This window comes from Pseudomonas sp., assembly GCF_030698175.1.
Classification (GTDB): domain Bacteria; phylum Pseudomonadota; class Gammaproteobacteria; order Pseudomonadales; family Pseudomonadaceae; genus Aquipseudomonas.
In genome coordinates, this window is the sequence record NZ_JAUYNT010000020.1 from 30,431 (window position 1) to 48,342 (window position 17,912).

Sequence of the window (17,912 nt, forward strand, 5' to 3'; positions counted from 1 at the left end):
CGTGAGCCGGCCGCCGGAGCTATTGCCATGACTGCCGATCTTGAACGCGACGCCCGCCACAAGGCGCGCATGCAACGCAAAAAAGCCCTGATGGACGGCAAGATCGCCGAGGCTCAAGAGCAGTACGGCCTGCTGCTGGTGCACAGCGGCAACGGCAAGGGCAAAAGCAGTTCGGCCTTTGGCATGCTGGCCCGCGCCCTGGGGCACGGCATGCAGGTGGCGGTGGTGCAATTTATTAAGGGCGCCGCCAGCACCGGCGAGGAGGCGTTTTTTCGGCGGTTCCCCGAGCAGGTGCGTTACCACGTGATGGGCGAGGGCTTTACCTGGGAAACCCAGGACCGTCAGCGCGACATCGAAAAAGCCCAGGCCGCCTGGTTGGTGGCCCGCGAACTGCTGCGCGATGAGTCGATCCACCTGATCGTGCTGGATGAGCTGAACATCGCCCTCAAACACGGCTACCTGCAACTGGATGAAGTGCTCGCCGACATCACTGCGCGGCCGACCCTGCAGCATGTGGTGGTGACTGGCCGTGGCGTATTGCCGGGCATGGTCGAGGCCGCCGACACCGTGACCGAGATGAACATGGTCAAGCATGCCTTCAAGGCCGGCGTTAAGGCGCAAAAAGGGATTGAGTATTAATGCGCCAGTGTCCGGCTTTATTGATCGCCGCCCCGGCCTCTGGGCAGGGTAAAACCACGGTCACCGCCGCCCTGGCCCGCCTGCACACGCGCCAAGGGCGACGGGTGCGGGTGTTCAAATGTGGGCCGGACTTTCTCGATCCGATGATCCTCGCTCGCGCCAGCGGCCACCCGGTCTATCAACTGGATTTGTGGATGGTCGGCGAGGCCGAGAGCCGTCGCCTGCTCTGGGAGGCGGCGGGTGAAGCCGACCTGATTCTGATCGAAGGGGTGATGGGGCTATTTGACGGCGCCCCCTCGGCGGCTGACCTGTCCCGGCACTTCGGCGTGCCGGTGCTGGGGGTGATCGATGCCGGCGCCATGGCCCAGACTTTCGGCGCCCTGGCCTTTGGCTTGGCCAATTTTCAGGCGGATTTGCCCTTCGCCGGCGTCTTGGCCAATCGCACCGGCAGCCTGCGGCATGGCGATATTCTGCGTGACAGCCTGCCGCCGGCCTTGCGCTGGTTCGGCGCCTTGCCGCGCAGCGCCGCCGTGGAGTTGCCGCGTCGCCATCTGGGCTTGATTCAGGCGCAAGAACTGGCCGATTTGGACACGCGCTTAGACGCCGCCGCCGATGCCATCGCCGCCAGCGCCAGTACCGAATTACCCGAACCGGTGAACTTTGCCGTGCCGGATGGGCAACTGATCGAACCGCTGCTGGCCGATGTGCGCATCGGCGTGGCCCGCGACGCGGCCTTCGCCTTTACCTATCAGGCCAATCTGGATCTGCTGCGGCAGCTCGGCGCCGAGCTGGTATTTTTCTCGCCGTTGACCGCGACCGAATTGCCGGTGGTGGACAGTCTGTATTTGCCCGGCGGTTACCCCGAGCTGTACCTGAAAGAATTGGCCGGCAATCAGCCGATGCGTGCGGCGATTTGCGCCCATCATCGGGCCGGCAAACCCTTATTGGCAGAGTGTGGCGGCATGCTCTATTTGCTCGATAGCCTGACCGATGCCGCCGGCGAGCAGGGCGCCATGCTCGGTTTATTGGCTGGCCACGCGACCTTGCAAAAACGTCTGGCAGCGCTGGCCTTGCAAGATGTTGAACTGCCGGAAGGTCTATTGCGCGGGCATACCTATCATCACTCCTTGCTGGATTCTGCACTGACGCCGCTGGCCCGTGGCCGTTGCCCGAACGGCAAACCGACCGCCGAGGCGGTGTTTCGCGACGGCCGCCTGACCGCTTCCTATATCCACTTCTACCTGCCGTCCAATCCCCAAGCGGCGGCAGAGTTGTTCAAACCATGACTGAGCCCGTCAACCAGCACGCCTTTAGCCCAGAGGAACGCGCGGCGGTCTATCGCGCCATCGCCGAGCGTCGCGACATGCGCCACTTTGCCGGCGGTGAGGTAGCGCCCGAGTTGCTCACCCGCTTGCTGGCCGCCGCGCACCGAGCGCCGAGTGTCGGCCTGATGCAGCCGTGGCGCTTTATTCGCATCCAAAGGCCGCAGTTACGCGCGGCTATTCACGATCTGGTCGAGGCCGAACGGCTGCGCACCGCCGAGGCGCTGGGCGAGCGTGGCGACGACTTTATGCGCCTGAAGGTGGAAGGCATTCACGACTGCGCCGAGTTGTTGGTGGCGGCGCTGATGGAAGGCCGCGAGGCGCATATCTTCGGCCGCCGCACTTTGCCGGAAATGGATCTGGCCTCGCTGTCCTGCGCGATCCAGAACCTCTGGCTGGCGGCGCGGGCCGAAGGCTTAGGCATGGGCTGGGTGTCGTTATTCGAGCCGCAGGCGCTGGGTGATTTGCTCGGTTTGCCGGCCGGCGCCAAGGCGGTGGCGATTCTCTGTTTAGGCCCGGTGACCGAATTTTACGCGAAACCCATGCTGGTACAGGAGGGCTGGGCGACTGAGCGGCCGCTGCAGGAATTGCTCTATCAAGACAGCTGGGGGACGCCTGCATGTTGAGTCTGGTATTGGCCGTGCTGGCGGCCGTCAGTCTGGATGTGATCCTCGGTGAGCCACGCCGTTGGCATCCGTTGGTGGCTTTCGGTGCCTTGGTCAATCGGATCGAGCAGCAGTTAAATCCGGCCGGTAGCGGTGGTCGTGGCCAAGGCGTGCTGGCCTGGTGCCTGGCAGTGTTGCCGGCCACGGTGTTGGTCGGCCTACTGGCCCAGCTGCCCGTGATCGGTTGGCTGGTGCAGGTGCTGGCGCTGTATCTGGCCATCGGCCTGCGCAGTTTGGCCGAGCATGCCGAGCCGATTGCGGCGGCTCTGGACGCCGGCGATTTGCCCCGCGCCCGCGAACAGGTCGGGCGCATCGTTAGTCGCGACACCCGTGCTCTGGATGAAGAGGGCGTGGCCCGCGCCGCCAGTGAATCGATGCTGGAGAACGGTAGCGACGCTGTGTTCGCCGCGCTGTTCTGGTTCATTCTCGCCGGCGCGCCGGGGGTGGTGCTCTATCGCCTGAGCAATACCCTGGACGCCATGTGGGGCTACCGCACGCCGCGTTTCTTGAAGTTCGGCTGGGCGGCAGCGCGCCTCGATGACCTGCTTAATTACCTGCCGGCGCGTCTGGTCGCCCTGACCTACGCGCTGTGTGGCCAGACTGCCTTGGCTCTGCGCTGCTGGCGCCAGCAAGCACCGACCTGGGACAGCCCTAACGCCGGCCCGGTGATGGCGGCTGGCGCCGGGGCGCTCGGTTTGGTCCTGGGCGGCGCGGCGATTTATCACGGTGAACTGCATCAGCGCCCGCCCTTGGGCGAAGGTGCCGCGCCGGTGGCGGCAGATATTCGCCGCGCCCTGCAACTGGTGCAACGCGGCGTGGCTGTCTGGCTGGTGCTGCTGTGTGTGGCTGGGGCTTTGTATGCTTGAGCACGGCGGGCGTCTGCTGGCATTGATTTGCGCGCTGTGCGGCCAGACGGCAGGGGTTTTCTATGCTTGAGCACGGCGGGCGTCTGCTGGCATTGATTTGCGCGCTGCACGGCCAGGCGGCAGGAGCTTTCTATGCTTGAGCATGGCGGGCGTCTGCGCGCTGCGGCGCAGCAATACGGCATCCCTCTGGCCGATTGGCTGGACCTGTCCACCGGCCTCGCGCCTTGGCCGTTCGAGTTTCCCGCCGTGCCCCCGAGCGTCTGGCAACGCCTGCCGGAAAGTGAAGATGGTCTGGCGGCAGTGGCCGCTCAGCGCTATGGCGCGCAGTCGGTATTGCCGGTGGCCGGCGCCCAGGCGGCGATTCAGCTGCTGCCGCAATTGCGCAGCGCCGGCAGCCGCGTGGGGATTGTTTCACCCTGTTATGCCGAGCACGCCCAAGCCTGGCAGCGCGCCGGTCATCAGCTGCTGGAACTGAGCGACGATGCAGTCGAGGCCGCGCTGGAGCAACTCGATGTGCTGCTGCTGGTCAATCCGAATAACCCCACCGGCCGCGTATTTGCCCCAGAACAGTTACTCGACTGGCACGAACGCCTGGCCGCCCGTGGCGGCTGGTTGGTGGTGGACGAGGCCTTTATCGATGCCACGCCTGAACTGAGCCTGGCCGCTTACAGCCAGTTGCCGGGGCTGATAGTGCTGCGTTCGTTCGGCAAGTTTTATGGCTTGGCCGGGGTGCGGTTGGGCTTCGTGCTGGCCGAGCAACGCTTGCTCGATCAATTGAACGAACGCCTCGGCCCCTGGGCCGTCAGTGGCCCGGCGCGCTGGATAGGTCTGGCCTGTTTGGCTGACGAGGCGGCCCATCGGCAACAAAGCCTGCGTCTGCAACAGGCCAGTCAACGCCTGGTCACCTTGCTGGCCGAACATGGCCTGGCGGCGCAGGGCGGTTGTGGGCTGTTTCAGTGGTTGCACACGCCCAAGGCCGCCGCGCTGCAGCAGCATTTCGCCCAACGCGGGATTCTGCTGCGGCACTTTACCCAGCCGCAGAGCCTGCGTTTTGGCCTGCCGGCCAGCGAGGCCGACTGGCAGCGCTTGCGTCTGGCCTTAGACGATTTATCTGGGAGCAAGCCATGAAAGCTGCCGCCACTCTGATGGTGCAAGGCACCACCTCCGATGCCGGCAAAAGCACCCTGGTGACGGCTCTGTGCCGCTGGCTGGCGCGTCAGGGCGTGGCGGTGGTGCCGTTCAAACCGCAAAATATGGCGCTCAATTCGGCGGTCACCTTTGATGGCGGCGAGATCGGTCGCGCCCAGGCGGTGCAGGCCCAAGCCGCGGGCCTCGCGCCACACACCGATATGAACCCGGTGCTGCTCAAGCCCAATTCCGACACCGGCGCGCAGGTGATTATCCATGGCCGCGCGGTGGCCAATATGCAGGCCGGGATTTATCACGACTACAAAAAAGTCGCGATGGCGGCGGTGCTGGAATCCCATCAGCGGCTGAGTGGCAGCTATGCGGTGGTGATGGTCGAGGGCGCCGGCTCGCCGGCCGAGATTAATCTGCGCGCCAACGACATCGCCAATATGGGTTTTGCCGAGGCGGTGGATTGCCCGGTGCTGATCATCGCCGACATCGACAAGGGCGGGGTGTTTGCCCATCTGGTCGGTACTCTGGAATTGCTGTCGCCCAGCGAACAGGCGCGGGTCAAAGGCTTCGTGATCAACCGCTTTCGTGGCGATATCGCCCTGCTGCAACCGGGGCTGGACTGGCTGGAGGCGCGCACCGGCAAACCGGTTTTGGGCGTGTTGCCCTACCTGCACAACCTGCACTTGGAGGCCGAAGACGGCATCGATCAGCGCCAGGCAGGTAAAGCTGACCGGGTGCTGAAAGTCGTGGTGCCGGTGCTGCCACGCATCAGCAATCACACCGATTTCGATCCACTGCGCCTGCATCCCCAGGTGGATTTGCAGTTTGTCGCCCCCGGAGCAGCCATTCCGGCGGCCGATCTGATCATCTTGCCCGGCTCAAAAAGCGTGCGAGCCGACCTGGCCTTCTTGCGGGCCAACGGCTGGGAGCCGGCGCTGCAACGCCATCTGCGTTACGGCGGCAAAGTATTGGGCATCTGCGGTGGCTTGCAGATGCTTGGCAGCAGCATCGACGACCCCCTGGGGTTGGAAGGCGCGCCGGGCAGCAGCGCCGGGCTGGGATTATTGGAATTCACCACGGAGCTTGCGGCCGAAAAACAACTGCGCACGGTGCAGGGCCGCCTGTGTCTGGAAGACGCGGCCATCAGCGGTTACGAGATTCATGCCGGAGTCAGCGGCGGTCCGGCGCTGAGTCAGGCGGCGGTGCAGCTGGACGATGGTCGCAGCGACGGCGCCTTGAGCGACGACGGTCAGGTGCTCGGAACCTACCTGCACGGCCTGTTCGAAACCCCCGCCGCCTGCAGCGCCTTATTGCGTTGGGCCGGGGTGGCCGAGGTGCAGGAGTTTGATTACCACGGCCTGCGCGAGCGCGATATTGAACGCCTGGCCGATCTGGTGGAGGCGCATATGGATACCGCAAAATTGCGTGAGCTTTGTGGTTTGTAAATGGGATGTCGTCTTGAGCACCTTGTCGCCTGTAATGGTGGATCGGTGAAGCGTGATCCACCCTACGCTTGCCCGAGCCATTGGAGTAATTGATGCGTGAACTGATCCTCGGCGGCGCCCGTTCCGGCAAGAGCCGTTTGGCCGAAAAGTTGGCGGCGGACAGCGGTTTGGCCGTGACCTATATCGCCACCAGCCAGGCCCTGGATGGCGAGATGAGCGCGCGTATTCGCCAGCACCGCGAGCGCCGCCCGGCCGAGTGGGCGTTGATCGAAGAGCCCATAGCGCTGGCCCGAGTGCTGCAACAACAGGCCAGTTCTGAGCGCTGTTTGCTGGTGGATTGCCTGACTCTGTGGCTGACCAATTTGCTGATGCTGGAAGACGACGCGCGGCTGATTGCCGAGCGCGAGGCGCTGCTCGATTGTCTGTCTGCGTTGCCGGGCCGCATCATTCTGGTCAGCAATGAAACCGGTCTGGGCGTGGTGCCTATGGGCGAGCTGACCCGCCGCTATGTCGATGAGGCCGGCTGGCTGCATCAGGCCATCGCCGAACGTTGCCAGCGGGTGATCTTCACCGTCGCCGGATTACCCATGGTGCTCAAGGGAGAAGCGTTATGACTGAGATCCATTGGTGGCTGGACGCGTGTCGTCAGCCCGATAGCGCCGCCGCCGCCGCCGCCACGGCCCGACAGGGCCAGCTGACCAAGCCGGCCGGGGCGCTGGGCCAACTGGAAACCATCGTCATTCAACTGGCCGGTTTGCAGGGCCGCGAACAGCCGCAGATTGAGCGGCCGTGGCTGAGCCTGTTTGCCGGCGATCATGGCGTGGTGGCGGAGGGCGTGTCGGCCTATCCGCAGGCGGTCACGGCGCAGATGCTGCTTAACTTCGTCAGCGGCGGCGCGGCGGTTAGCGTGTTGGCCAAGGTACAAAACATACCGCTGGAAGTGGTGGATCTCGGCACCATCGACCCTAGTCTGGAGTTGCTCGGCGTGCGCCATCTGCGCCTCGGTGCCGGCACCGCCAATTTTGCTCAAGCCCCGGCGATGAGCGTCGAGCAATGCCAGTTGGCGCTGGCCGCTGGTCGCGATGCGGTGGCGCGGGCCCAGGCAGCTGGCACGGATTTATTTCTCGCCGGCGAGATGGGCATCGGCAATACCAGCGCCGCCACCGCGCTGGCCTGCGCCCTGAGCGCTGCGACTCCGGCGCAGTTGGTCGGCCCCGGCACCGGGCTGGATCAAGCCGGCGTTGCCCATAAACAAGCGGTCATCGAGCGGGCGCTGGCGCTGCATGGCGTAGCGCTGGCCGAGCCTTTCGAGGCCTTGCGCCGCGTCGGTGGTTTCGAGCTGGCAGCCCTGACCGGCGCTTATTTGAGCTGCGCGCAAAGCGGCATACCGGCGCTGGTGGATGGTTTTATTTGCACGGCGGCGGCGCTCTGTGCGCAGCGGCTGAACCCGGTGTGCGCGCCCTGGTTGCTGTTTGCCCACGCCGGCGCCGAGCCCGGGCATGCCGCGCTGCTGGCCAGCTTAAATGCCCGGCCGCTGCTCGACCTAGGCCTGCGCCTAGGCGAGGGCAGTGGCGCGGCCTTGGCTTTACCCTTAATCAAGTTGGCCTGCGAGCTGCATGCGGGCATGGCCACTTTTCAACAAGCAGCAGTGACGGAGCGGCAAGCATGAGCCTACAACTGGATTTATTGCGCCACGGTGAAACCACCGGCGGCAACGGTTTTCGCGGCAGTCTGGATGATCAATTGACCGACAACGGCCACACGCAAATGCAGCAAGCCCTGGCCGATTTTGGCGGCTGGGATCTGGTGATCAGCTCGCCACTGCAGCGCTGCCAAGCGTTCGCCGAGCAATTCGCCGAGGCCCGTGGCTTGCCGCTACGCATCGAAGCGGACCTGCGCGAGTTGCACTTTGGCGAGTGGGAAGGGCGCAACGCCGCCGAGATTCTGTTCGAAGATGAACAAGCCCTGGGCCAGTTCTGGAACGACCCCTACGGTTTCACCCCACCGGCGGCTGAGCCAGTGCGCGAGTTTGCCAACCGGGTGTTGACTACCATCGGGCGCCTGAGCGCCGAACTGGCCGGCCAGCGCGTGCTGGTGATTACTCATGGCGGCGTAATGCGCCTGCTGCTGGCCCGTGCCCGTGGCTTGCCGGAGGCGCACTTGCTGCAAGTGGAAGTGCCGCACGCAACGCTCAAGGGCTTGAGCTGCGTGGCCGGTGAATTTAATGAAGTGGCACCGTGCCGGCTTTCCTGATCGCCCTGCAGTTTCTCACCCGCTTGCCGATCAGCCTGCCGGGCATGCCGGCGACCCAGGAAATGGGCCGTTCGCTGCTCAGTTATCCGCTGGTGGGCTTGCTGATCGGTGCTCTGTTGCTACTGGCGCAGTGGGCGCTGGAGGGCACTGCGCCCTTGCTGCAGGCGGCGCTGCTGTTGCTGTTGTGGGTCGGTCTGACCGGCGGCCTGCATCTGGATGGTTTAGCCGACAGCGCCGATGCTTGGGCCGGCGGTTATGGTGATCGCGAGCGCACCCTGTCGATCATGCAAGACCCGCGCAGCGGGCCGATTGCGGTGGTGGTCTTGGTTTTGCTGCTGCTGCTCAAGTTCGCCGCCCTGGCGACCTTGCTGCAAGCCGGCCAGCCATTGGCCTTGCTGCTGGCGCCCTGGTTGGCGCGGGGTTTGTTGCCGCTGCTGTTTCTGACTACGCCTTACGTGCGCGCTGGCGGTTTAGGCGCGGCCCTGGCCGAGCACTTGCCACGGCGTGAACTGCCGTTCTGGTTGGCCGGCCACGGCCTGTTGCTGCTGGTGCTTGGCGGTTGGTCGGGGCTGTTGGCCGTGCTGGCGGCATTGCTGTTATTGACCGGCCTACGCCAACTGATGCTGCAACGCCTAGGCGGCTGCACCGGCGACACCGCCGGCGCCCTGGTCGAGTTGGCCGAGGCGACTGTGTTGCTAGCGTTGGCGCTGCAGCTGAGCGTCTAAGAGAATAGTTAAGGAGATGTCTGCGTTGCTTTGGCTTCGTAGGGTGCCGGTGAGCCTGCGAACCGCACCACTTTGCGACAGCTCGCTTTTCTCTTGGGTCTCGCCGTAGCCGCTGGTGCGTTACGCCGCTTCGCGGCTAACACACCCTACATAAGCGCAGCCAACCACTGACGGGTACAGAGTCATTATTTAGGCCCGCCGGCACGGCTGCAGATCAACCCGGCAAGGGCGGCGCAGTCTGCCAGCGGCAGGCGAGCAGTTGTTGGTATTGCTGCGGGTCTTTTGGTTGGCCGCTGTGGCCGCGGTAGTCGGCGCTGGCCAGCAGGCGCGACAGCCAGAAGCGCAGGCAGGCGATGCGCAACATCAATGGCCAGAGTTCGGCTTCGGCGCCGCTGAAGGGACGAAGCTGTGCATAACCGGTCAGCAGCGCGGCGCAGCGTTCGGGGTCAAGCTCGCCGTCGTCCAGGCTGCACCAGTCGTTTACGGCAATCGCCAGGTCATAGAGCATCGGCCCCGAGCAGGCGTTGTAAAAGTCGATCACCCCACTCAGTTGCTCACCGTCAAACAGCACATTGTCGCGAAACAGATCGCCATGCAGATTGGCGCTCGGCAGGTGCGGCAGTGCCGCTTGCAGGGCGGGAATCTCGTCCAGGCTGGCGCGCAGCAAAGTGGCGGCGACGGGGTGCAGTTGCGCAGCTTGTTGTCTGCCTTGCTCAAGCATCCAGGTTAAACCACGGTCGGTTTGGCGTGGCAGCGGTTGCGCGGTGGTTGCCAGGTGTAAGCGCGCCAGCCAGGCACCGACTGCGCGGCAATGCTGGGGCGTTGGCTGTTGCACATGTCGGCCGGCCAGGCGTGGTTGCAGCAGTGCCGGTTTGCCGGCCAGTTGCCGTAATGCTTGGCCGTCCGCTGTCGGTACCGCGTAGGGCACGGCAAAATCCTGCTGATGCAGACGCTCCAATAGCTCGATAAAGAATGGCAGCTCGCTGGCCTGGCCGCGCTCGATCAGGGTCAGGACGAACTCGCCTTGCTCCAGACTGACGAAGAAATTGCTGTTCTCGCTGCCCTCGACAATCGGCTGATAGTCGAGCAGTTGGCCCAGCTGATAGGGCTGCACAAAGGCCTCGAGTTGCGCGCGGGTCAGGGGGGTGAATACGGCCATGGGGGGTTACCAGCGGATCGGGTGGGGTGAGGGCTGTGGTTTTGTGGTGGTTCTGTAGGAGGGGCTTTAGCGACCCACATGGATGTGGGAAATGCGGCGAGCCGTATGGAACGGCTGCCGCCCGCGATAGGGCAACAGCATCGCGGTTAAAACCGCTCCTACAAGGATCATCTGTGCTTTAACGCAACGCCTTACCCCGCACCGGCGCATCACCGGCCACGTAATAATCGGCATCGCTGCGCGGCAGCGGCGCGCGGCCACGGATTTGATCGGCGATCTTCTCGGCCAGCATGATGGTCGGGGCATTGAGGTTGCCGGTGGTGATCAGCGGCATGATCGAGGCGTCGACCACCCGCAGCCCTTCGAGGCCATGCACCCGGCCCTGGCCATCGACCACCGCCATGGCATCGCTGCCCATCTTGCACGAGCAGGACGGGTGGAAGGCGGTCTCGGCGTGCTCGCGGATAAATTGATCCAGCTCGGCGTCAGTTTGCAGCGCCAGGCCGGGGCTCAGTTCTTTGCCGCGAAATGGGTCCAGCGCCGGTTGCGCCATGATCTCGCGGGTGATGCGGATGCCGTCGCGAAACTCTTGCCAGTCCTGCTCATGGGCCATGTAGTTGAACAGGATGCTCGGGTGCTGGCGCGGGTCTTTCGAACGCAGGCGGATGCGCCCGCGGCTGGGCGAGCGCATGGAGCCGACATGGGCCTGGAAACCGTGCTCCTTGACTGCGTTGCTGCCGTTGTAATTAATCGCTACCGGCAAGAAGTGGTACTGAATATTCGGCCAGGCGAACTCGGCGCGGGTGCGGATAAAACCACCGGCCTCGAACTGATTACTGGCGCCGCTGCCGGTGCCGAGAAACAACCATTCGGCGCCAATTGCCGGCTGGTTCCACCAGAGCAGGGCCGGGTACAGCGACACCGGTTGGGTGCACTGGTACTGCAGGTACATTTCCAGGTGGTCCTGCAGGTTCTCGCCGACGCCGGGCAAGTCATGCACCACGGCTATGTCCAAATCCCGCAGCAAGTCGGCCGGGCCGACGCCGGAGCGTTGCAGAATCTGTGGTGAGGCAATCGCGCCGCCGCACAGCAGCACTTCGCGCTTGGCCTGCACGCTGATTGGCGTATCGCTGTCGCCCTGCAGATAAGCCACGCCGACGGCGCGCTTGCCGTCGAACAGAATCCGCTCGGTCAGGGCGTGGGTGACTATGGTCAGGTTGGGCCGGCCACGGGCCTGATCCAAGTAACCACGGGCAGTGCTGGAGCGCCGGCCCTTGGGGGTTACGGTGCGGCTCATGGGGCCGAAGCCTTCTTGCTGATAGCCGTTGAGGTCGTCGGTGGCGGGAAAGCCCGCCTGCACACCAGCCTCGACCATGGCCTTGAACAGTGGATTATTGTCGGCCTTGGGGGTGGTCACGCTAACCGGGCCATCGCCGCCGTGGTAGGCGTTGGCGCCCAGGTCGCGGCTTTCGGATTTACGAAAATACGGCAGGCAATGGCTATAGCTCCAGTCTTCCAGGCCTGGGATTTGCGCCCAGCCGTCGTAGTCCAGGGCGTTGCCACGGATGTAGCACATGCCGTTGATCAAGGATGAGCCACCCAGGCCCTTGCCGCGCCCGCACTCCATACGGCGGTTATTCATATGCGGCTCGGGTTCGGTCTGGTAGGCCCAGTTGTAGCGTTTACCCTGCAGCGGATAGGCCAGGGCGGCGGGCATCTGGGTGCGAAAATCCAGCCGATAATCCGGGCCGCCGGCCTCCAGCAACAACACGCTGACGCCGGCATCTTCGCTCAGGCGAGTGGCCAGCACGTTACCCGCCGAGCCGGCGCCGATGATGATGTAGTCGTATTGCTGGGGCATGGAAGATTCCTGTGACGGATGGAGCAAGTTCTGTAGGGTGGGGCGCTTAGCGGCTTTCAGGTTGACAGTCGATAGTCGTGCGCCGTAACCCACCGGTTGAACCCATAGGGATATGGTGGGTTACGTGGCGTCCGCTTTCGGGGGTGACCTTGAGCCTGCAGCCTTACGCCACTAACCCACCCTACGAGTCGTTGTTCAAAACACCGAGCTATAGCCGCCCAACTCGACCTGTACGGATTTGATCCGAGTGTATTGCGCCAGGGTGGTCAGGCCGTTCTCACGGCCGACCCCGGATTGCTTGTAACCGCCAACCGGCATTTCCGCCGGGGACTCGCCCCAGGTGTTGATCCAGCAGATGCCGGCCTCCAACTGATGAATGACGCGGTGGGCGCGATTGATATCCTGGGTCACCACGCCGGCGGCCAGGCCAAATTCGCTGTCGTTGGCGCGGCGGATCACTTCATCCTCATCGTCATAGACCAGGATGCTCATCACCGGGCCGAAGATCTCTTCACGGACGATAGTCATGCTGTCTTTGCAGTCGGTGAACACCGTCGGCGCCACATAGGCGCCGTTGGCGTAGTCGCCCTCGGTGACGCGCTCGCCGCCAATCAGCAACCGTGCGCCCTCGGCTTTGCCCTTGGCGATATAGCCGAGCACGTTGTCCATATGGGCGAAGCTCACCAGCGGGCCGAAGTTGGTGGCTTCATCTTGCGGGCTGCCGAGGCGAATGCGTTTGACCCGCTCCAGCACCTTGGCTTCGAAGCGTGCCTGTAGGCCGCGCGGCACGAACACCCGGGTGCCGTTGGTGCAGACTTGCCCAGAGCTGTAGAAGTTGGCCATTACCGCGATGTCGGCGGCGCGGTTGAGGTTGGCGTCCTCGAAGATGATCAGCGGCGACTTGCCTCCCAGCTCCATGGTGACTTCCTTGAGCGAGGAGCTCGAGGCGCTGGCCATGACTTTTTTGCCGGTGTCGGTGCCGCCGGTGAAGGAGATTTTCTCGATCCGCGGGTGCTCGGTCAGCCAGGTACCGACTTCGCGACCGCTGCCGGTGAGCACGTTGAACACGCCATCGGGCAGGCCGGCGGCGGTGTAGATCTCGGCGAGTTTGAGGGTGGTCAGCGAAGTCATCTCGCTGGGTTTGAAGATCATCGCGTTGCCGGCCGCCAGGGCCGGCGCGGACTTCCACAGGGCGATCTGGATCGGGTAGTTCCAGGCGCCGATGCCGGCCACCACCCCCAGCGGTTCGCGGCGGGTGTAGACGAAGGAGGAGGGCCGCAGCGGGATTTGCTCGCCTTCGATGGCCGGCACTAAGCCGGCGTAATACTCCAGCACGTCGGCGCCGGTGACTATGTCGACATAGCGGGTTTCCGACAGCGGCTTGCCGGTGTCGAGGGTTTCCAGCTCGGCCAGCTCGTCGTTGTGCTCGCGCAGAATATCCACCGCTTTGCGCAAAATGCGCGAGCGCTGCATGGAGGTCATCGCCGCCCAGACTTTTTGTCCCTGCTCGGCGCTGACCACCGCCCGCTCGACATCGGCCTGACTGGCTCGCTGCAGCACAGCTAACACCTCGCCATTGGCCGGGTTGATCGACTCGAAGGTGGCGCCGCTGGTGGCGTCGACATAGATGCCGTGGATATAGAGCTGTTGTTGTTTGGCGAAGCGGGGCATAAAACTCTCCTGCAGCTGGGCAGTAACACCACCGGGCCAGGCCCGGCGGTCAAGAAAATAAGGTCAAACACGAACCTGTAGGAGGGGCTTTAGCGACCCACATGGATGTGGGAAATGCGGTAAGCCGTATGGAACGGCTGCCGCCCGCGATGCTTTTGCGCTGTAAGCACCATCTGATCGCGGCTGAAGCCGCTCCTACACAAGCTGTACCGCTGATCCATTGCGTTAGGTTTCACACCAACACCGGCTGCTTGGCCAACTGTAAATCCAGGTATTCATAGGCGATTTGCAGCGCCTGTTCGACATCGAAGGCCGCACCCGACAGCGCGCCGCGCAGCCACAGGCCATCGACCAGGGCGGCCAAACCACGGGCCGCGCTGCGCGCCTGAGTCAGCGGCAAGACCCGCTTGAACTGGCTGCACAGGTTGGAATACAGCCGGTGGTCGTTGATCCGTTGCAGGCGTTGCAGGGATGGTTGGTGCATGCTGCTGGCCCAGAACGCCAGCCAGGTTTTCATCGCCGGGCCGTTGACCTGGCTGTCGTCGAAATTGCTCTGAATGATGGTGCGCAGGTGTAGCAGCGGTGTGTCCTGTTCGAGGGCTAAACGCCGCTCGCGCTGCACCTCAATCAGTTGGTTCATCAGGTGGCGCATGGTGGCTTCCAGCAGCCCGCCCTTATCCTGAAAATAATGGCTGATGATGCCGTTGGACACCCCCGCCAGCTTGGCGATCAGGGCAATACTGGCGTCATGCATGCCAACCTGATCGACGGCAGTGAGGGTGGCGTCGATCAGCTGCTTACGGCGAATCGGTTGCATTCCGACTTTAGGCATAAAGCACTCTCCTCATCCTTGGCGGATGTTATTCCGCCGGCCTGCTAGCCGTGATTCTTGCCGAGCAGGGCGTGATACATCTCGCTGTCACCGAGTACGCCGACTACCTTGTTTTGTTCGTGCAGCACCAGTTTTTGCCCGGTGTGGTAGCGGATATCCAAGGCTTCGCGCATGCCGATATTGCTGTCCACCAGGGTCGGCTGGCGCTGCAGGCTGCTCATCGGCTGGCCGCTGATCCAGCTCTGCAGGTGCAGCTTGTCGGTGCCTTGGCGGGCGCCGAGCACCAGGTTGTCGGCGCTCAGGCCCAGCCAGGAGTCGCTGCCGGGGTCCAGGCAGACTTCGCCATTGACCCGCGTGCAGTTGTTCAGATTGCGCATCAGGCTGCGGCCGCACAGCACATTCAGCGGATTGGTGTGGGCGACAAACATGCGCACGTATTCATCCACCGGGTTGAGCACTATGTCTTCCGGCTGGCCGTGCTGGATGATCTTGCCGTCTTTCATGATGGCGATGCGCGAGCCGATCTTTAGCGCCTCGTCGAGGTCGTGGCTGACGAATACGATGGTTTTTTGCAGCTGGCGTTGCAGCACCAGCAACTCGTCCTGTAGCTGCTGACGAATCAGCGGGTCGAGGGCCGAGAAGGGTTCGTCCATCAGCAGAATGTCGGCGTCCATGGCCAGAGCGCGGGCCAGGCCGACCCGTTGCTGCATGCCGCCGGACAGCTCGTGGGGGCGCTTGTTGCGCCACTGGGTGAGGCCCACCAGCTCGAGCTTGGCATCGCTGAGCTTGCGACATTCATCGGCGGTGCGGCCCTGCATTTCCAGGCCGAAGCTGATGTTCTCGCGCACCGTCAGCCAAGGCATCAGGGCGAATTTTTGAAAGACCATGGCGATGCGTTTGGTGCGCATCATTTTCAGGGTGGCCGGCGAGCAGGAAACGATATCGATCGCCTGGCCTTCGTGCTCGATGACGATGCGCCCACGGCTGACCTGATTGAGGCCATTGATGCAGCGCAGCAGGCTGGATTTGCCCGAGCCGGACAGGCCCATAAGGACGAAGATTTCGCCGCGCTCGATCTCCAGATTGGCGTTTTCCACGCCCACCACCTGGCCGGTCTGCTTGAGAATTTGGTCGCGGGACTGGCCTTTATCCAACAGCGCCAGCGCTTCACGGGGGGATTTGGAGAAGATCACATCGACCTTCTCGAAGCGAATCAGGCTCATGCTTCGGTCCTCACCTTGGCGTCGGGTTGTTTGCAGATACGGTCGAGCATGATCGCCAGCAGCACTATGGCCAGCCCGGCCTCGAAGCCCAGGGCGATGTCGGCGGTGTTCAGTGCGTTGACCACTGGCCGGCCGAGGCCGTCGGCCCCTACCAGAGCGGCGATTACCACCATCGACAACGACAGCATGATGCATTGGGTAATGCCGGCGGCGATGCTCGGCATGGCATGGGGCAGTTCGATGCGGGTCAGCAATTGGCGCTTGGAGCAGCCGAAAGCCTTGCCGGCGTCCAGCAGTTCTTCCGGCACATCGCAGATGCCCAGGTAGGTCAGGCGGATCGGCGCGGCTACGGCGAACACCACGGTGGAAATCAGCCCCGGCACCACGCCCAGGCCGAACAGGGTGAGAGTGGGGATCAGGTAAACGAAGGTCGGCACCGTCTGCATCAGGTCCAGGACCGGCCGCATGATGGTGTAGAACACCGGTTTGTGGGCGGCAATGATGCCCAGCGGTACGCCGATGATGATGCACACCAGGGTGGCAAACAGCACCTGGGCCAGGGTTTCCATGGTTTCTTGCCAGTAACCGAGGTTAAGGATCAGCAAGAAGGCCAGCGCGCAGAACAGGGTCAGGCCCCATTTGCGCTGAATAAAATGCGCCAGTAAGGCGAACAGGCCGATCAATACCAGCGGGTTGAACCAGGTCAGGGCGAAGGTGACGCCGTGAATCATCAGCGTCAGGGCATCGGCAAAGGCGTCGAAATACTCGGCGCCGTTGTCGGTCAGCCATTCGACGAACTGGGCGATGTACTGGCCTAGCGGGAGTTTGTAGTCAGTCAGCATGGTATTGAGCGTCCACCAGCAGAGATAAAACGGTAAGGCACAGACTAACTGTCAGGCGGTTGCTGGCAGACCACGCTTTGTTCGGCGTGGGCTGCCAGCGCGTTGACAGACTGTTAGGGCGCCAGTTTGGCTTTGGCAGCGTCCAGTGCTGGTTTGCCGTCGCGGCTGGTCACGCCGGCCAGCCAGGTGTCGAGCACCTGCGGGTTGGCTTTGATCCAGGCCTTGGCGGCGGCGTCGGGTTTTTGGTTATTGTTGAGCACGGCGTCCATCAACTGGTTTTCCATCTCCAGGCTGAACACCAGGTTATTCAATAGCTTGCCGACGTTACCGCACTCTTGGGTGTAACCCTTGCGCACGTTGGTGTAAATGGTGGCCTTGCCGAAATCGGGGCCAAAGTACTCATCGCCGCCGGTCAGGTACTTCATCTTGAAACGGGTATTCATCGGGTGCGGTTCCCAGCCGAGGAACACCATGGTCTGGTCGCGGCGCTCCGCGCGCTGCACTTGCGAGAGCATGGCCGCTTCGCTGGACTCAACCACCTTGAACTTGCCCAGGCCGAAGGCATTTTTGTCGATCATGCTCTGGATCAGGCGGTTGCCGTCATTGCCCGGTTCGATGCCGTAGACTTTGCCGTCGAGTTTGTCGGCGAACTTGGCAATGTCGGCGAAGTCTTTCAGGCCGGCGTCGTAGGCCGCTTGCGGTACGGCCAGGGTGTATTTGGCGCCTTCCAGGTTGGCCCGCAGGGATTCCACCGTGCCCTTGTCGCGATAGGCCTTGATGTCGTTTTCCATGGTCGGCATCCAGTTGCCGAGGAACACGTCGATGTCCTTGTTCTCCAGCGACTTGTAGGTCACCGGCACCGCCAGCAGATTGGTCTTGGTCTGGTAACCGAGGGATTCCAGTACCGCGCTGGTCACTGCGGTGGTGACGGTGATGTCGGTCCAGCCGACATCGGCGAAACGCACCAGACCACAGGATTCGGGCTCACTGGCCTGGGCCAGCAGCGGCAAGCTCAGGGATGCAGCCAACAGCAGTGATGGGCAACCTTTCATGGGCGAACTCCTTGCAAATGAATAGTGGCGCTGCTCGCTTGAGCAGAGGTTGTCGCAAGCGTTAATGCCGGCTCGAGCTTGGCCGGGGCCAAACTGGACTGAGTGCAAATACCGAGCTTGCCGATTGCTTCGAGACCGATCATGGAACAGTAAAAATCAAACGCCTACAGGGGGGGTCGCATCCAGTGCGCACGGAGTCGTATCCAGTAGCAGTGGT

At 63.2% G+C, this 17,912-nt stretch carries 17 protein-coding genes; 10 read left to right on the plus strand and 7 right to left on the minus strand.

Translation table 11 applies throughout. From position 1 onward, the window contains the following. Positions 1-27 precede the first annotated feature (27 nt). The 10 genes from cobO (at position 28) to Q8R10_RS10080 (ending at position 9,055) form a co-directional block, all read left to right on the plus strand. Positions 28-639 (plus strand): cob(I)yrinic acid a,c-diamide adenosyltransferase, encoded by a 612-nt coding sequence (gene cobO / locus Q8R10_RS10035; protein ID WP_305653366.1) that lies wholly within the window; start codon positions 28-30, stop codon positions 637-639. After that, on the plus strand, positions 639-1,925 hold the full coding sequence (locus Q8R10_RS10040) for a cobyrinate a,c-diamide synthase (protein ID WP_305653367.1): 1,287 nt from the start codon (positions 639-641) through the stop codon (positions 1,923-1,925). Before cobO ends, Q8R10_RS10040 begins: the two co-directional genes overlap by 1 nt. Further along, positions 1,922-2,587 carry a 5,6-dimethylbenzimidazole synthase gene (gene bluB / locus Q8R10_RS10045; RefSeq protein WP_305653369.1) on the plus strand — a complete coding sequence of 222 codons (666 nt, stop codon included), beginning with the start codon at positions 1,922-1,924 and terminating at the stop codon, positions 2,585-2,587. Before Q8R10_RS10040 ends, bluB begins: the two co-directional genes overlap by 4 nt. Further along, positions 2,584-3,492, plus strand: a complete 909-nt coding sequence (gene cbiB, locus Q8R10_RS10050; protein WP_305653627.1) for an adenosylcobinamide-phosphate synthase CbiB — start codon at positions 2,584-2,586, stop codon at positions 3,490-3,492. The genes bluB and cbiB overlap by 4 nt, the downstream gene beginning before the upstream one ends. Before the next feature lie 132 nt (positions 3,493-3,624). Further along, positions 3,625-4,620: a threonine-phosphate decarboxylase CobD gene (cobD, locus tag Q8R10_RS10055; protein WP_305653371.1), complete on the plus strand. Its 996-nt coding sequence runs from the start codon at positions 3,625-3,627 to the stop codon at positions 4,618-4,620. Next, positions 4,617-6,077, plus strand: a complete 1,461-nt coding sequence (locus Q8R10_RS10060; protein ID WP_305653373.1) for a cobyric acid synthase — start codon at positions 4,617-4,619, stop codon at positions 6,075-6,077. Before cobD ends, Q8R10_RS10060 begins: the two co-directional genes overlap by 4 nt. Positions 6,078-6,169: 92 nt before the next feature. After that, complete coding sequence (gene cobU / locus Q8R10_RS10065; protein ID WP_305653375.1) at positions 6,170-6,691, plus strand: bifunctional adenosylcobinamide kinase/adenosylcobinamide-phosphate guanylyltransferase; 522 nt, start codon at positions 6,170-6,172, stop codon at positions 6,689-6,691. Then, positions 6,688-7,746 (plus strand): nicotinate-nucleotide--dimethylbenzimidazole phosphoribosyltransferase, encoded by a 1,059-nt coding sequence (gene cobT, locus Q8R10_RS10070; RefSeq protein ID WP_305653377.1) that lies wholly within the window; start codon positions 6,688-6,690, stop codon positions 7,744-7,746. Before cobU ends, cobT begins: the two co-directional genes overlap by 4 nt. Continuing rightward, entirely contained in the window at positions 7,743-8,330 is a 588-nt protein-coding gene (locus tag Q8R10_RS10075; protein ID WP_305653379.1) for a histidine phosphatase family protein, read from the plus strand. The genes cobT and Q8R10_RS10075 overlap by 4 nt, the downstream gene beginning before the upstream one ends. Continuing rightward, on the plus strand, positions 8,315-9,055 hold the full coding sequence (locus Q8R10_RS10080; RefSeq protein WP_305653381.1) for an adenosylcobinamide-GDP ribazoletransferase: 741 nt from the start codon (positions 8,315-8,317) through the stop codon (positions 9,053-9,055). Before Q8R10_RS10075 ends, Q8R10_RS10080 begins: the two co-directional genes overlap by 16 nt. Before the next feature lie 214 nt (positions 9,056-9,269). Here Q8R10_RS10080 and Q8R10_RS10085 read toward each other — a convergent pair whose 3' ends face one another. The 7 genes from Q8R10_RS10085 to Q8R10_RS10115 form a co-directional block, all read right to left on the minus strand. Continuing rightward, positions 9,270-10,214 (minus strand): homoserine kinase, encoded by a 945-nt coding sequence (locus tag Q8R10_RS10085; RefSeq protein WP_305653383.1) that lies wholly within the window; start codon positions 10,212-10,214, stop codon positions 9,270-9,272. Between the two features lie 178 nt (positions 10,215-10,392). Further along, complete coding sequence (gene betA / locus Q8R10_RS10090; protein ID WP_305653385.1) at positions 10,393-12,075, minus strand: choline dehydrogenase; 1,683 nt, start codon at positions 12,073-12,075, stop codon at positions 10,393-10,395. Positions 12,076-12,270: 195 nt separating this feature from the next. Continuing rightward, positions 12,271-13,746 carry a betaine-aldehyde dehydrogenase gene (gene betB / locus Q8R10_RS10095; RefSeq protein WP_305653387.1) on the minus strand — a complete coding sequence of 492 codons (1,476 nt, stop codon included), beginning with the start codon at positions 13,744-13,746 and terminating at the stop codon, positions 12,271-12,273. Positions 13,747-13,978: 232 nt separating this feature from the next. Continuing rightward, a complete protein-coding gene (gene betI, locus Q8R10_RS10100) occupies positions 13,979-14,578 on the minus strand; it encodes a transcriptional regulator BetI (protein ID WP_305653389.1) in 600 nt (199 codons plus the stop codon). Positions 14,579-14,622: 44 nt separating this feature from the next. Continuing rightward, complete coding sequence (choV, locus tag Q8R10_RS10105; protein ID WP_305653391.1) at positions 14,623-15,801, minus strand: choline ABC transporter ATP-binding protein; 1,179 nt, start codon at positions 15,799-15,801, stop codon at positions 14,623-14,625. Further along, complete coding sequence (gene choW / locus Q8R10_RS10110) at positions 15,798-16,643, minus strand: choline ABC transporter permease subunit (protein ID WP_305653393.1); 846 nt, start codon at positions 16,641-16,643, stop codon at positions 15,798-15,800. Before choW ends, choV begins: the two co-directional genes overlap by 4 nt. Positions 16,644-16,756: 113 nt before the next feature. Further along, entirely contained in the window at positions 16,757-17,695 is a 939-nt protein-coding gene (locus Q8R10_RS10115; protein ID WP_305653394.1) for a choline ABC transporter substrate-binding protein, read from the minus strand. Between the last annotated feature and the right edge of the window lie 217 nt (positions 17,696-17,912).